The 13224-nt window shown below is 70.6% G+C and carries 13 protein-coding genes; 5 read left to right on the top strand and 8 right to left on the bottom strand.

Annotated features, from left to right (window positions below; translation table 11 throughout):
• Position 1 precedes the first annotated feature (1 nt).
• Both ffh and ACFE86_RS16540 read right to left on the bottom strand, forming a co-directional pair.
• Positions 2 to 1576: a signal recognition particle protein gene (ffh, locus tag ACFE86_RS16545; protein WP_375456422.1), complete on the bottom strand. Its 1575-nt coding sequence runs from the start codon at positions 1574 to 1576 to the stop codon at positions 2 to 4.
• A gap of 5 nt (positions 1577 to 1581) precedes the next feature.
• Positions 1582 to 1800, bottom strand: coding sequence for a glutathione S-transferase (locus ACFE86_RS16540; protein WP_375456421.1), 219 nt, complete (start codon positions 1798 to 1800; stop codon positions 1582 to 1584).
• Between the two features lie 346 nt (positions 1801 to 2146).
• On the opposite strand from ACFE86_RS16540, the gene ACFE86_RS16535 reads away from it, so the two are divergent.
• From ACFE86_RS16535 to ACFE86_RS16525, 3 genes are all read left to right on the top strand, one after another.
• A complete protein-coding gene (locus ACFE86_RS16535; protein WP_375456420.1) occupies positions 2147 to 2356 on the top strand; it encodes a hypothetical protein in 210 nt (69 codons plus the stop codon).
• A 105-nt stretch (positions 2357 to 2461) separates the two neighbouring features.
• Positions 2462 to 2953, top strand: coding sequence for an ATPase (locus tag ACFE86_RS16530; RefSeq protein WP_375456419.1), 492 nt, complete (start codon positions 2462 to 2464; stop codon positions 2951 to 2953).
• A gap of 555 nt (positions 2954 to 3508) precedes the next feature.
• A complete protein-coding gene (locus ACFE86_RS16525; protein ID WP_375456423.1) occupies positions 3509 to 4531 on the top strand; it encodes an aromatic ring-hydroxylating dioxygenase subunit alpha in 1023 nt (340 codons plus the stop codon).
• Between the two features lie 28 nt (positions 4532 to 4559).
• Here ACFE86_RS16525 and ACFE86_RS16520 read toward each other — a convergent pair whose 3' ends face one another.
• A complete protein-coding gene (locus ACFE86_RS16520) occupies positions 4560 to 5309 on the bottom strand; it encodes a class I SAM-dependent methyltransferase (protein ID WP_375456418.1) in 750 nt (249 codons plus the stop codon).
• A gap of 76 nt (positions 5310 to 5385) precedes the next feature.
• On the opposite strand from ACFE86_RS16520, the gene trmD reads away from it, so the two are divergent.
• Positions 5386 to 6138, top strand: coding sequence for a tRNA (guanosine(37)-N1)-methyltransferase TrmD (gene trmD, locus ACFE86_RS16515; RefSeq protein ID WP_375456417.1), 753 nt, complete (start codon positions 5386 to 5388; stop codon positions 6136 to 6138).
• 252 nt (positions 6139 to 6390) lie between these two features.
• Here the strand turns inward: trmD and ACFE86_RS16510 are convergent, their stop codons facing one another.
• Positions 6391 to 6798, bottom strand: a complete 408-nt coding sequence (locus ACFE86_RS16510) for a hypothetical protein (RefSeq protein WP_375456416.1) — start codon at positions 6796 to 6798, stop codon at positions 6391 to 6393.
• 235 nt (positions 6799 to 7033) lie between these two features.
• Here ACFE86_RS16510 and ACFE86_RS16505 point away from each other — a divergent pair, with 235 nt between their 5' ends.
• Positions 7034 to 8203, top strand: coding sequence for a phosphoserine transaminase (locus tag ACFE86_RS16505; RefSeq protein ID WP_375456415.1), 1170 nt, complete (start codon positions 7034 to 7036; stop codon positions 8201 to 8203).
• A 181-nt stretch (positions 8204 to 8384) separates the two neighbouring features.
• On the opposite strand, the gene ACFE86_RS16500 is transcribed toward ACFE86_RS16505, so the two are convergent.
• The 4 genes from ACFE86_RS16500 to ACFE86_RS16485 form a co-directional block, all read right to left on the bottom strand.
• Positions 8385 to 9665, bottom strand: a complete 1281-nt coding sequence (locus ACFE86_RS16500; RefSeq protein ID WP_375456414.1) for a porin — start codon at positions 9663 to 9665, stop codon at positions 8385 to 8387.
• A 333-nt stretch (positions 9666 to 9998) separates the two neighbouring features.
• On the bottom strand, positions 9999 to 11504 hold the full coding sequence (locus ACFE86_RS16495) for an ammonium transporter (RefSeq protein WP_375456413.1): 1506 nt from the start codon (positions 11502 to 11504) through the stop codon (positions 9999 to 10001).
• Between the two features lie 79 nt (positions 11505 to 11583).
• Positions 11584 to 11922, bottom strand: coding sequence for a P-II family nitrogen regulator (locus ACFE86_RS16490; protein ID WP_147728184.1), 339 nt, complete (start codon positions 11920 to 11922; stop codon positions 11584 to 11586).
• A gap of 308 nt (positions 11923 to 12230) precedes the next feature.
• Positions 12231 to 13139 carry an acyl-CoA thioesterase gene (locus ACFE86_RS16485; protein ID WP_375456412.1) on the bottom strand — a complete coding sequence of 303 codons (909 nt, stop codon included), beginning with the start codon at positions 13137 to 13139 and terminating at the stop codon, positions 12231 to 12233.
• Positions 13140 to 13224 lie beyond the last annotated feature (85 nt).

Below are 13224 nucleotides of genomic sequence, written 5' to 3'. Positions count from 1 at the left end.
GTCACTTCTTCTTTCCGAACGGGAAACCGCCGAGCCCCGGCAGGCCCGGCCCCTTCGGTCCGCCCAAGCCCGGAAGGCTCGGCATCTTTCCGCCGCCGCCGAAGCCCGGCGACATCGGCGGCAGCTTGCCGCCCATCTGCTTCTCGATCTGCGCGATCTGTTCCGGCGTCGGCTCGGGCATCCCCGGCGGCAGGCCGGGCATCCCGGCGCCCATCCCGCCCGGCATGCCGCCGCTGAGCCCGAACATCGAGCCGAGCGCCTGCCCGATGCCGCGTTTCCCTGAGCCCATCGCCTTCATCATGTCGGCCATGGTCCGGTGCATCTTCAAAAGCTTGTTCAGCTCCTCGACCTTGGTCCCGGAGCCCGCCGCGATGCGCTTCTTGCGGCTGTTCTTGAGGATATCGGGGTTCTTGCGCTCGGAAGCCGTCATCGAGGAGATGATCGCGCGCTGGCGCTTGAACATGGTTTCGTCGAGCTTGGCGCCCTCGACCTGCTTCTTCATCGCGCCCATGCCGGGCAGCAGGCCCATCACGCCACCGATCCCGCCCATCTTCTCCATCTGGGCAAGCTGCACGGCCAAGTCGTCGAGGTCGAACTTGCCCTTGCGCATCTTCTCCGCGGTGCGGAGCGCCTGCTCGTGGTCGATGGTCTCGGCGGCTTTCTCCACGAGCGAGACGATGTCGCCCATGCCGAGGATGCGGTTGGCCACGCGCGCGGGGTGGAACTCCTCCAGCGCATCGACCTTCTCGCCGGTGCCGACGAGCTTGATCGGCTTGCCCGTCACCGCGCGCATCGACAAGGCCGCACCGCCGCGGGAATCGCCGTCCATGCGGGTCAGCACGATGCCGGTGACGCCGAGCCGCTGGTCGAAGGCGCGCGCGGTGTTGACCGCGTCCTGGCCGGTGAGCGCATCGGCCACCAGCAGCACCTCGTGGGGCTTCGTGACCGCCTTCACCTCGGCGGCCTCGGCCATCAGCGCCTCGTCCACCGTGGTGCGGCCGGCGGTGTCGAGCATCACCACGTCGAAGCCGCCGAGCCTTGCGGCATCCATGGCGCGCCGCGCGATCTGCACCGCCGACTGGCCGGCGACGATCGGCAGGCATTCGACGCCGACTTGACCCGCCAGGATCGCCAACTGCTCCATCGCCGCCGGCCGCCGGGTGTCGAGCGAGGCGAGCAGCACCTTGCGCTTGTCGCGATCGGAGAGGCGGCGGGCGATCTTGGCGGTCGTCGTGGTCTTGCCCGAGCCCTGCAGGCCGACCATCAGGATCGGCACGGGGGCCGGGGCGTTGAGGTCGATCACCCCCGCCTCGGTGCCGAGCATCGCCACGAGCTCGTCGTTGACGATCTTCACGACCATCTGGCCGGGGGTGACCGACTTCAGGACGACCGCGCCGACGGCCTTGTCGCGCACCGCATCGGTGAAGCCGCGCACCACCTCGAGCGCCACGTCGGCCTCGAGCAGCGCGCGGCGCACCTCGCGCATCGCGGCGGTGACGTCGGCCTCGGTCAGGGCGCCGCGGCGAGTGAGGCCCGAGAGGATGCCGGACAGGCGGTCGGAGAGGCCCTCGAACATCGCGGCTACTGGTTCAGGCCGGCGGACGCCGCGCGCCGTGCCTGGAGCGCGTCCTCGAAGGCGCTGAGCGCGCGCGCGAACCTGTCCCGGCAGTCGGGCTCGCAGAAGCCGACCACGGCGCCGTTGTAGAGGGTGAGCGAATCCGCAGCGATCGGCCGGCCCGACCACGGGCAGGTCTCGTTCACGGCATCCTCGATGCGCAGGGGGACGGGGGCTGGGCTCATGGTGTGAATCGATGGTCTTCGGAGGACGCGCCATCGCCAACGCCGAGCACGCCCGAGGGCGCGGACGCGCTGTCGGGCGTTGACCTCCGGCCTCGGGGACCGGTCGGCTTTCGGAATCGACGGGATGCGTCGGATGTGGAGCGGGCGATACGGGGCCCGGCCCGAAAAGTCAATTTCGCGGCCCGCCTCGCCCCAGGGCGATCGCTTGAAGCCGCTGTTGCGGCTTCGAGGCGCTCCTCGCGCCCGGAAGGATGACAATCGGGTTTCACCCGATTGCCCTGCCGCCTCGCCTTTTCGTCCTCGCCTCCCCACTTCGCGGGGGCGGGCATCACAGGAGCGCGGACACATGGCATTCGTCTCGGCCACGATCATGGAAGCGGGCAAGGCCGCCAAGACGCAGGGCGCGCCGCTCTCGGCCGACCCCTATCCGGCCGGCTCCCAGGAGAGCGCGGACTGGCTCGAAGGCTACACCTTCGACGAGGCCGAGCAGAACGTCGATCGCGAGGAGGCTGAGCGCCGGCGCGGCGCGGGGGCCCGGCGGGCTCCCCCGCCGTAGGGTCGGCGAAAACATTCCCGCGATCGGACGCCGGGACGGCGTTAACCTTTACCGATCGTTAAGCCTATTCCGGCTCACTCGGCCTCGATCGCTGAGGACACGCCGATGTCGGACCCCGCCCGCAACCTTTCGCCCTACGAAGCCGGCGGACGCCCGGCCCCGGGCCCCCTGCGCGACTGGCTCGCCGCGATGAAGGCGCATGCGCCGGCCGCCCCGGCGGAGACCCGGCCGCAGCGCGCCGCGGAACCCGGCTGGGCGCCGCGCCTCGTGCAGCAGCCGGCGGAGACGGCGCGCCTCGACCCGGAGGCCGACGACGTGTCCGAGCTGATGGCCGAGAACCTTATGCTGAAGGCCAAGCTCCGGATCGAGTCCGAGCGCCACGGCGAGTTGCAGACCCTGCTCGCCCAGGAGATCCGGGAGCTCCGCAGCCACGTCCAGGTCGAGATGGACGCGCTCCAGGAGATCCGGGCCGAGCGCGAACACTTCCGCGCCGAGCGCGATCAGATCCGCGAGGAGCGCGACGCGATGCGCGAGGAGCGCGACCTTTGGCGCGCCCGCACCGAGGCGCTCGCCCAGCCGCTCTTCCAGAAGCGATAAGGCGTCGCTTCGCACCTGCGGGCGCTCCGCGGCCGGCGCGCCAGCCTGCGACGGGTCCCGAAACGCCGAAGGGCCGCCCGGTGAGGGCGGCCCTTCCATTGCCGAACCGCGGTCCGGCCGGAACTGTCCCGCGTGGGACGCTCAGGTGCCCCTAGAGGGCGGCACCGGAGGCGACGGTCCAGGTCCGGTAAGCCGAAGACAGCGGCTGATGACAATGAGACACTGGATCACCTCCTTTCGTTCGTTGCTGGGACACCAGGATTAGGCGGCGGGACCGGCTCTGTGAAGCCCCTTGCCTGCGTTGTCTCGCCGCTGCCGCAGCGTCGTCCCTCTCCCCCTCTGCGGGGCAGGGCGGCCCTCGGCTCACGCGAGGGTCGGGAGAGGAGGGGCGCCGTCCGCGGCTTCCCCCACCCGGCGACGCGGCGTATGACGGCGCCCCCGAAGCTTGCGCGAACGCCCATGTCCGCCTCTCCGCTCGCCGCCGCTCCGATCGCGGATTCTCGGATCGCGGCGCTGCACGACCCGGCCGCCGACGAGGCCCTCGATCCCGACGCGATGCGCCGGCCGCTGCCGGATGCGTGGTACTGCGTCGGGCAGGCAAGCGCCTTCGCCGGGAACGTCCTGCGGGCGGTGGAACTGAACGGCGAGCAGATCGTCCTCGGCCGGGACGCCGCCGGCGCCCTGTTCGCGCTGCGCGACCGCTGCCCGCACCGCGGCATGGCCCTGTCGCGCGGCGGCTTCGACGGCGCCGCGCTGACCTGCCCGTTCCACGGCTGGCGCTTCTCCACCGACGGGCGCTGCCGCGACATTCCGACCCTGTCCGAGCACGACGCGGCCGACTTCTCGAAGATCGCCGTCCAGCGGTTTCCGGTCGCCGAGAGCGCCGGCTTCGTCTGGGTCAACCCGCATCTCGGCCCCCCGGGCGAGCCGGCGGCCCTGCCGGACCTCGACTTCACCCCCGTCGGGTCGCTGGTGGTGGAACTCGTGGTCGAGGCCTCGTTCGACCTGACGACGCTGAGCCTCGTCGATCCCGGCCACGTCGCCTTCGTCCACGATTCCTGGTGGTTCCGGCCGTCGAAGGCGTTGCGCGAGAAGCGCAAGACCTTCCGGCCGGTGGCGCACGGCTTCGTCATGTCGAGCCACGCCACGGCGACCGCGTCGCCGGTCTACCGCGTGCTCGGCGGGACGCCCGAGGTCGAGATCGAGTTCCGCCTGCCCGGCGTCCGCCTGGAGCGGATCGCGGCGGGCGAAAAACGCGTCGCGAACTACACTTTCGCGACGCCGCTGACCGCCGACCGCACGATGCTCACCAACGCGCTCTACTGGAACATCGCCGGCCTCAACCTGCTCAAGCCCGTGGCCCGTCCGCTGATGCGCCAGTTCCTGACCCAGGACCAGCAGGTGCTCCAGCACGCGCAAGCCGGCCTCGACCGCAAACCTACCATGGTGCTGTTCGGCCAGGGCGACCTGCCCTCGCAATGGTACTTCCGCCTGAAGCGCGAGGCGCTGGAGGCGGCGCGCGCCGGCCGGCCGTTCGAAAACCCCCTGGAGACGCGGGAGCTGCGCTGGCGCTCGTGAGGGCGGCGGAGCACCCGTGACGGCGGCCCTATCGCGGCGCGGCGCGGGTCGCCTCGTCCCTGCACGGCCTGATCGTCGCCGGTTCGGGCCGCGCGCCGGGTGCCGGCGCCGCGAAGATCGCGAGGTAGCCGACCCCGCCGTCGAGCACCGAGAAGCCCGTCTCGCGGTAGCCCGCAGCCGACAGTTCGCAGCGCAGCAGCTTGGGCGGCGTGCCGTGGCGCGAGGGGATGTCGTCGGCATCGACGATGCCGACCCGGCCGCCGGGCTTCATCGCGGCGGCGAGGTTGTGCAGCAGGCCGTAGGGCTGGGTGATCTCGTGGTACATGTGCACGAGGATCGCGGCATCGACGGACGCCGGCGCGAGGCGCGGGTCGTGCGGCTCGCCGCGGACCACCGTGACGTTTCCGAGCCCCGCCTTGCGCACGCGACCTTCGAGGTCGGCGAGGTAGCGCGGCGTCACGTCCTCGCCGAGCACCCGGCCCTGCGGCCCAAGGAGCGGACTCAGCCGGGTCACGTAGTAGCCGCTGCCGGCGCCGATGTCGGCCACGGTCTCGCCGGCCTTGAAGCCCATCAGCCGCGCCACCTGCCCGAACTCGTCGGCCTTCTCGCGCTCCCGCTCCAGCGCCCATTGCGCCGCCACGATCTCCGCCACCGGCCGGTCAGGCTTCGGGAAGCTCTTTGCGGGCTCGCCCGGGGGCCCGAGCGGCTCGGCGGCCCGCGCGAGGCCCGTGAGGGCGAGGAGGGCGAGGGCGAGGGGAGCGAGGCGTGGTCCGGTCATCGCAACCGCAACGCACGAGCCGGCCCGGCGGTGCCGCGGCGTTGACCGCGCAGGCGCCCGGGCGCCATCAAGCGGCATGACGCGCGCGACGACGAACGCGGCCCCGTGGCGGGCCACGATCCTGACGCTCCATCCCGGGATGTTCCCCGGGCCGCTCGGGCACGCGCTCTCGGGCAGCGCGCTCGCCCGCGGCGACTGGGTGTGCGAGGCCCGCGACATCCGCGAGCACGGCCTCGGCCGCCACCGCAGCGTCGACGACAACCCGGCCGGGGGCGGCGCCGGGATGGTGCTGCGCTGCGACGTGCTCGCCGCCGCGATCGACGCCGCGGCGGCCGCCGACGACCCGCGCCCCCGCCTGCTGATGTCGCCCCGCGGACGACCGCTGACGCAGGCGCGGGTGCGCGCCTTGAGCGCCGGCCCGGGCGCGGTGATCGTCTGCGGCCGGTTCGAGGGCGTCGACGAGCGGGTGATCGCGGGCCGGGCCCTGGAGGAGGTCTCGGTCGGCGACTACGTGCTCTCGGGCGGCGAGGTCGCGGCGCTCGTCCTGATCGACGCCTGCGTGCGGCTCCTGCCCGGCGTGATGGGCCGGGCGGAATCCGGGGACGCGGAGAGCTTCGAGGGCGCGCGCCTCGAATACCCGCACTACACCCGGCCGCGCGACTGGGAGGGCCGGGCGATCCCGGACGTGCTCACCGGCGGCGACCACGGCGCCATCGCGCGCTGGCGCCGGGCGGAGTCCGAGCGGATCACCCGCGAGCGCCGGCCGGACCTGATCGGGCCGGAGAGCCCGGAGGGCACGGCGCCGATCCGGGAGATCGAGCGGCGTTGACGCAGCGCCATCCGGGACGCGCGACGCCGGCGCGCGCTTGCTGAGCAGGCTTTCGTGACTTCGCCCACCAAAGCCTGCTTCGATCTCCTCGTTGCCGAGTCGTTTTCAACCGCGAACCGCGGGACACTTCGCGGAGCGATGCTCAGGCTCGGTACGAGGGGTGTCGGCCGCGCCTGAGTCCTGGTCCGCGATGCAACGGGGCGGGCCGGCGCGGGCGACGCCGTCCGGCCTCGCCCGCGCCTCATGCTACGCTCAGTGATAACGGCTGGTGTCGATGCCCGGCGACCTGTTGCCCTTCCACGAGGAGGAGAAGATGGCCATCGAGCGGTCCGATTCGCTGACCGTCATGTAGCCGGTGGTGACGTCGCCGATGTTCTTGTGGTTGCCGCAGCTCGTGTCCGACTCCTTCACCTCGGCCCGCACGTAGACCCCGCCGCCCTGGTTGCCGTATTTCCAGCGGTAATCCTCCCTGGTATCGCCCGGCAGGACGCAGTAGTACCCTTCCTTTCCATTGTGGCCGTTGTAGAGGTAGACGGTGATCCAGAGGGCGTTCTTGGTGTCGTTCTTGACCCAGATCTTCATGGCCTGGGCCTGGCTGGCGACGCCGGTGAGCAGGGCGGCCGCGACGGTGACGGCAGCGAGCTTCTTGAGCACGTTCATGGTCTTGATCCTTTTTCCTGTTGCCGGGCGCTCCGTGCGGCGCCGTTCGGTGAGGACAATCTGCCGGAGGCGGCACGGAAACGGAATGCGATTGCGGCTATCGCAGCCATAGACCGGGCCTCTGGCTGTTCGATCCGTGAGCGACGCCGACTTGCGCGACGCCGACGTTCGGCGCATCCCCGGCGGCGGGACACGCCTCCCCGACGCGGCGCGCCCATCTGCAAGGATGGATCACATGACGACCCGCCCCGCCACGCGCCCCCGCAGCCCGCATTTCTCGTCCGGCCCCTGCGCCAAGCGCCCCGGCTGGACCCTGGATGCCCTCTCCGGTGCGGCCCTCGGGCGCTCGCACCGCTCGGCCGCCGGCAAGGCCAAGCTCCGCCAGGCGATCGACCTGACGCGCGAGACCTTGCGCGTGCCGGCCGAGTACCGCATCGGCATCGTCCCGGCCTCCGACACCGGCGCCGTCGAGATGGCGATGTGGACGATGCTGGGCCCCAGGACCGTCGAGGTCGCGGCCTGGGAGGCGTTCGGCCTCGAATGGGTCACGGACACCCTGAGGCAGCTCAGGATCGATCCGCGCATCCACCACGCGCCCTACGGTACGCTGCCGGACCTGTCGGCGATCGACACGCGGCGCAACGACGTGGTCTTCACCTGGAACGGCACCGCCGCCGGCGTGCGGGTGCCGGACGGCGACTGGATCGCGGCCGACCGCGAGGGGCTGACGATCTGCGACGCGACGTCTGCCGCCTTCGCGCAACCGCTCGACTGGCCAAAGCTCGATGTCGTGACCTTCTCCTGGCAGAAGGTGATGGGCGGCGAGGCCGCGCACGGCATGCTGGTGCTCAGCCCCCGCGCGGTCGCCCGCCTGGAGAGCCACGTGCCCCCGTGGCCGCTGCCGAAGGTGTTCCGGCTGACCAAGGGGGGCAGGCTCATCGAGGGGATATTCTCCGGCGAGACCATCAACACCCCCTCCATGCTCGCGGTCGAGGACTACCTCGACACGCTGCGGTGGGCGCAATCGCAGGGCGGCCTCGACGCGCTGCACGCGCGCGCCGACGCCAACGCGCGCGTGATCCACGACTGGGTCGCGCGCACCCCGTGGATCGCCAACCTCGCCGTCGACCCGGCGACCTATTCCAATACCGGCGTCTGCCTCGTGATCGCCGACGCGGACGTGCTCGCCGCAGGCGACGCGATGGTGGCACGCGTCGCCACGGGCATCGTCGAGACGCTGGCGCGCGAGGGCGTGGCGCTCGACATCGGCGCCTACCGCGACGCGCCGCCGGGCCTGCGCATCTGGTGCGGCGGCACGGTGGAGCGGGCCGACCTCGAAGCCCTGACGCCCTGGCTCGACTGGGCGTTCGCGCAGGAGAAGGCCACGCTCGCGCGGGCCGCGTAGGGCGCCACTTTCCCTCCCCCCTGCAGGAAGGGGTGATCGGCAGTTTTTCGGCCCCCTGCTGGGGCGGATCGGCGAGGACGCGGACCGGCGAGGATCGGCCGACGAAAAAAGGCGGCGGCGCCCGTTGCGCCGCCGCCTCTCGAAGGTCCCCGGTCCGCCCCGGTGTCCCGGGGCGGAAGGCTCAGAAGGTGATGCCGGTCTCGACCATGTAGCGGTCCTGCGAGGTCCGGTTCCCGGTGCGGCCGAAGCCGGTGCCGAGGGTGCCGAAGGCGACGTTGCCGCGGGTGATGTTGTAGGCCTCGACGCGCGAGTACTCGCCGCGCACGAAGTACTGACCGAAGGTGAAGGTCGGCGTGACCGTGAACGAGACCGCCTCGCTGCCCTGGCCGTAGAGCAGAGAGACGTTGGAGGTCGGGTTGAAGCGATTGCCGCTCTGGGCGATGTACTCGAAGCGGCCGGCGAGCGCGAAGTTGTCGGTGAAGGCGTAGCTCGCCAGGAGCGCGCCGCCGTAGGTCTGTGCGCCGCCGATGAAGCCGAGCACCGCGTCGGGATCGACGTTGGTGAACTGGACGTAGGGCGTCACGATCCACGGGCCGGCCGCGTAGGTGTAGTTCAGGCTGACGATGCTGCTGTTCTGCAGCGCGGCGGGCGTGGCGTACTGGAAGCGCAGGCTGCGGTTGAACGAGTTGAAGCGCGAGACGCTGGTGCCGCCGTTGACCCCGACCGTGTTGGCGTCGTCGATCTTGTAGGTGATGGCGCCGGTGATCCAGTTGAGCTCGCCGGAAAAGAACCCGTCGGTCCCGGCCAGCGACACCGACCACGGCCCGCTGGCGTAGTTGATCTGCACGCCGTGGTTGATGAAGTTCTCCTGGTTGAACACCAAGCCGCGGGAGATGTTCAGATTCTGGAAGGTGAAGATCGCCTCCGAGCCGATCAGCGTCGGCATGCGGCCGCCCTGGATCGAGAACTCCTCGTTGATCACGTACTTGCCGAACACCACCGGCACGGCGCCGAAGAGCAGGTCGGTCTGGTCGAAGGCGCTGTAGATGGGCAGGCCCAGGGACGGGATCGAGTAGCCACCGACCTGCATGTAGAACTGGAACGGGCCGTCGGCCTTCTGGATGAAGCCCTGGATGTTCGAGAAATCGACCCGCGCGCTCCGGTCCGGGGGCACGCCGGGGGGGGCGAAGGCGGCGGGGAACGGGTTGGTCTGGGTGTAGGCGTAGCCGGTGACCGCGCCGCCGACGTAGATCTCACCGATGCCGGCGATGGTGAAGCAGGAGGGGTTGGGGTTCTGCTTGATGACGCCGCCATAGGCCGGGAAGGTGATCGCGACCTTGCAGGATTCCGGAACCGGCGCCGGCGCCGGCTTGGCCGCGAGGTCGGCGGCGGACACCTGCCCGGCACAGAGCAGAACGGCGAGAGACGCCGTGGCGCCCTGCAGGAACAGCTTCAAGGTCATGGATTTCGAGCCCTTTGTTTCTTGTGCGACCACGGTGGCGAAAGTTCCTGTCCCTCGCAAAAAGAACTTTCAGGCATCTGCCTATTCTCTAGGCAATCACGGTTCCGTGCGCCGTATGGCGAAGGCTTGTTGCCGTCGCACCACAGTTTCGCAGCCGCCCCGGGCGCTTGCCCGACGCATCGTGAATCGATCTTAACGATTCGGCGACCGGCGGTCGCCGCCGCGGCGAATCGGGTTCATTTCGGGCCGGGTGGGCGCGGAGCGGTCTGCCCAAGGAAAAGCCCCGGCGCGGCGCGCCGGGGCTGTCCTTCGCTCCACAGGACCTGCTGGCGATCAGTAGTTGTAGGCGCGCTCGCCGTGGTCGGCGATGTCGAGGCCCTCGCGCTCCTCGTCCTGGGTCACCCGCAGGCCGATGGTCACGTCGACCAGCTTGTACAGGATCGCCGAGCCGAGGCCCGACCACAGCAGCGTGAGGCCGACGGCCTCGGCCTGGACGATGAGCTGGCTCATCATGTCGTAGGCGCCGAGCACCATCTCGCCGGGCTTGGTCGAGTAGTCGGGGATGCCGACGCCGCCGAGCTTGGGATCGACCAGGATGCCGGTGGCGAGCGCCCCGATGATGCCGCCGATGCAGTGCACGCCGAACACGTCGAGCGAGTCGTCGTAGCCGATCGCGTTCTTCACCGTGGAGCACATGATGAAGCAGGCCCCGCCCGCGACGAGGCCGAGCACGATCGAGCCCATCGGGCCGGCAAAGCCCGAGGCGGGCGTGACGGCCACGAGGCCGGCGATGGCGCCCGAGACCATGCCGAGCAGCGACGGCTTGCCCTTGACCGCCCATTCGACGAACAGCCAGGACACGGCCGCCGCCGCGGTGGCGACGAAGGTGTTGATCATCACCAGCGCGGTGGTGCCGTTCGACTCGAGGTTGGAGCCGGCGTTGAAGCCGAACCAGCCGACCCAGAGCAGCGAGGCGCCGATCATCGTCATGGTCAGCGAGTGCGGGGCGAGCAGGTCGCGGCCGTAGCCGATGCGCTTGCCGAGCATCAGGCAGCCGACGAAGCCGGCGATCCCTGCGTTGATGTGCACCACCGTGCCGCCGGCAAAGTCCAGCGCGCCCTTCTTGAACAGGAAGCCCGCGTCGGCGTTGACGGCGTCGAGCGCGTCCTGCGCGGTCTTCTTGGCCGCGTCGTCGGTGGCCGCGGCGAGCGCCTTGGCGGCGTTGCCGACCGCATCCGGGCCGCCCCAGTACCAGACCATGTGCGCCATCGGGAAGTAAATCAGCGTCACCCAGAGGATCGTGAACACCACGAGCGCCGAGAACTTCATCCGCTCGGCGAACGCGCCGACGATGAGGGCGGGCGTGATCATCGCGAACGTCATCTGGAAGCAGATGTAGGCGTATTCGGGGATGACGACGCCGTTGGAGAAGGTCGCGGCCACCGAGGTCGGGTCGACGCCCTTGAGGAACGCCTTCGAGAAGCCGCCGACGAAGTCGTTGAGGCCGCCGCCGTTGGTGAAGGCGAGGCTGTAGCCGTAGAACACCCACAGCAGGCAGACGATCGCGGCGATGCCGAAGACCTGCGTCAGCACCGAGAGCATGTTCTTCGTGCGCACCAGGCCGCCGTAGAACAGCGCCAGGCCCGGCACGGTCATCATCAGCACGAGGATCGAGGAGACCAGCATCCAGGCGGTGTCGCCCTTGTTGGGCAGGAGGGCGGCGGGCGCGGGCGCGGAGGCCGCCTCCGGCGTGGGCGACTGCGCGAGGGACGGCTCGACGAGGACGAGGGCCAGGGCCGCTCCTCCCAATCCGAGCGCCAGGGCGTTGCGAAGTTTCATGGACACGAGACTCCCGGTCACGATGCGAGGGTGTGGGGGTTGGGGGTGGTTGACGGGTCGTGCCGGCGCTGGCGACAGCCTAGAGCGCGTCGGCGTCGGTCTCGCCGGTGCGGATGCGGACGGCCTTCTCAAGCGGCATCACGAAGATCTTGCCGTCGCCGATCTGGCCGGTGCGGGCCGCGCCGGCGATGGCGTCGATGACGGTGCTGGTGAGGTCGGCGGCGACCGCGACCTCGATCTTCAGCTTGGGCAGGAAGCTCACGGCGTACTCGGCGCCGCGGTAGATCTCGGTATGGCCCTTCTGCCGGCCGTAGCCCTTGACTTCGGTCACCGTCAGGCCGTGCACGCCGATGCCGGTCAGGGCGTCGCGCACCTCCTCCAGCTTGAACGGCTTGATGATGGCCATCACGATTTTCATGGGCGGCGCCCCCTGTTGTCCGTTGGAAACCGTCTGCCGGCACCGATGCTCGGCGCGGCGCCCCGGTCCGGGATGGTCGCGGGGGTCGGAACGATCCCACGTTGGCCCGCCCGCCATACAAGGACTATGCCAGCGTCACGCTTTTCGGGAACCTTTCGGCCGGAGCGCGCCCTGCTCAGGTTTTGACCGGGAGCCAGCACGAGAATATGCAGAATTCATATGATTCTTGCCTATATCGCACGCTGAATGCCTTCTTATTGTGCGAAATATCGTTGAGCGAGCGCGCTTGCGGTATGTGCGGCGCGAAACTAGGCGGTCCGCGGCCGGATCAGGCCCTCCTGCGCCACCGACGCCACCAGGGTGCCGTCGCGCGCGAAGATCTGGCCGCGGGCGAAGCCCCGGGCGCCGGCGGAACTCGGGCTGTCCTGGGCGTAGAGCAGCCAGCCGTCGGCCCGGAACGGGCGGTGGAACCACAGGGCGTGGTCGAGGCTCGCCGACTGGATGTCGGGGTCGAACACCGAGCGCCCGTGGGCGATCAGCGCGGCGTCGAGCAGCGTCATGTCGGAGGCGTAGGCGAGCACCGCGTGATGGATCGCGGGGTCGTCGGGCAGCGCCGAGGCCGCCCGCAGCCAGATGTTGCAGAGCGGCGCCTGCGGCCCGCCTTCGCGGTAGCGCCGCAGGTCGACCGGCTTCAGCTCGATCGGCCGCGGCCGGCCGAAATAGCCGGCGATCGCGTCGGGGATGCCCGGCACACCCCCGGCGAGCAGGTCCTTCATGTCGGGCAGCGTCTCGGGGGCGGGCGCGTCGGGCATCGCCACGTGGTGCGCGTGGCCGGCCTCGTTCTCCTGGTAGGAGGCGGTCATCGCGAAGATGGCGCGGCCGTGCTGGATCGCCTTGACCCGGCGCGTGGTGAAGCTGCGCCCGTCGCGGATGCGCTCGACCTCGTAGACGATCGGCACGCCCGGGTCGCCGCCGAGCAGGAAGTAGGCGTGGAGCGAGTGGGGCGGGCGGGTGCCCGGCACCGTGCGGGTCGCGGCGACCAGCGCCTGCCCGACCACCTGCCCGCCGAACACCCGCTTCCAGCCGTCGCGCGGGCTCACCCCGCGGAACAGGTCGGTCTCCAGCCGTTCGAGGTCGAGGATCGCGAGGAGTTCGGCGACGATGCCGGGCGAGGCGGTGTCGGGCATGGCGGTGTCGGGCATGGCGGTGTCGGGCATGGCGGCGCGTAGGTCTCTCGCGGTGTCGGCCCGTCGCGGGGCCGGACGGCACGATCGCCATAGCATCCGCGCCGCGGCATTTCAT

The organism is uncultured Methylobacterium sp., from assembly GCF_964244095.1.
In the GTDB taxonomy this organism is placed as follows: Bacteria; Pseudomonadota; Alphaproteobacteria; order Rhizobiales; family Beijerinckiaceae; genus Methylobacterium.
This window is presented reverse-complemented; position numbering and strand designations above follow the sequence as displayed.

Excerpts from the sequence above, each read along its gene's own strand:
- ACFE86_RS16530 (WP_375456419.1), top strand. The coding sequence starts at position 2,462 with ATGTCGGACCCCGCCCGCAACCTTTCGCCCTACGAAGCCGGCGGACGC.
- ACFE86_RS16500 (WP_375456414.1), bottom strand. The coding sequence starts at position 9,665 with ATGACCTTGAAGCTGTTCCTGCAGGGCGCCACGGCGTCTCTCGCCGTT.
- ACFE86_RS16510 (WP_375456416.1), bottom strand. The coding sequence starts at position 6,798 with ATGAACGTGCTCAAGAAGCTCGCTGCCGTCACCGTCGCGGCCGCCCTG.
- ACFE86_RS16505 (WP_375456415.1), top strand. The coding sequence starts at position 7,034 with ATGACGACCCGCCCCGCCACGCGCCCCCGCAGCCCGCATTTCTCGTCC.
- ACFE86_RS16485 (WP_375456412.1), bottom strand. The coding sequence starts at position 13,139 with ATGCCCGACACCGCCATGCCCGACACCGCCATGCCCGACACCGCCTCG.
- ACFE86_RS16520 (WP_375456418.1), bottom strand. The coding sequence starts at position 5,309 with ATGACCGGACCACGCCTCGCTCCCCTCGCCCTCGCCCTCCTCGCCCTC.
- ACFE86_RS16495 (WP_375456413.1), bottom strand. The coding sequence starts at position 11,504 with ATGAAACTTCGCAACGCCCTGGCGCTCGGATTGGGAGGAGCGGCCCTG.
- ffh (WP_375456422.1), bottom strand. The coding sequence starts at position 1,576 with ATGTTCGAGGGCCTCTCCGACCGCCTGTCCGGCATCCTCTCGGGCCTC.
- trmD (WP_375456417.1), top strand. The coding sequence starts at position 5,386 with ATGACGCGCGCGACGACGAACGCGGCCCCGTGGCGGGCCACGATCCTG.
- ACFE86_RS16540 (WP_375456421.1), bottom strand. The coding sequence starts at position 1,800 with ATGAGCCCAGCCCCCGTCCCCCTGCGCATCGAGGATGCCGTGAACGAG.
- ACFE86_RS16535 (WP_375456420.1), top strand. The coding sequence starts at position 2,147 with ATGGCATTCGTCTCGGCCACGATCATGGAAGCGGGCAAGGCCGCCAAG.
- ACFE86_RS16525 (WP_375456423.1), top strand. The coding sequence starts at position 3,509 with ATGCGCCGGCCGCTGCCGGATGCGTGGTACTGCGTCGGGCAGGCAAGC.
- ACFE86_RS16490 (WP_147728184.1), bottom strand. The coding sequence starts at position 11,922 with ATGAAAATCGTGATGGCCATCATCAAGCCGTTCAAGCTGGAGGAGGTG.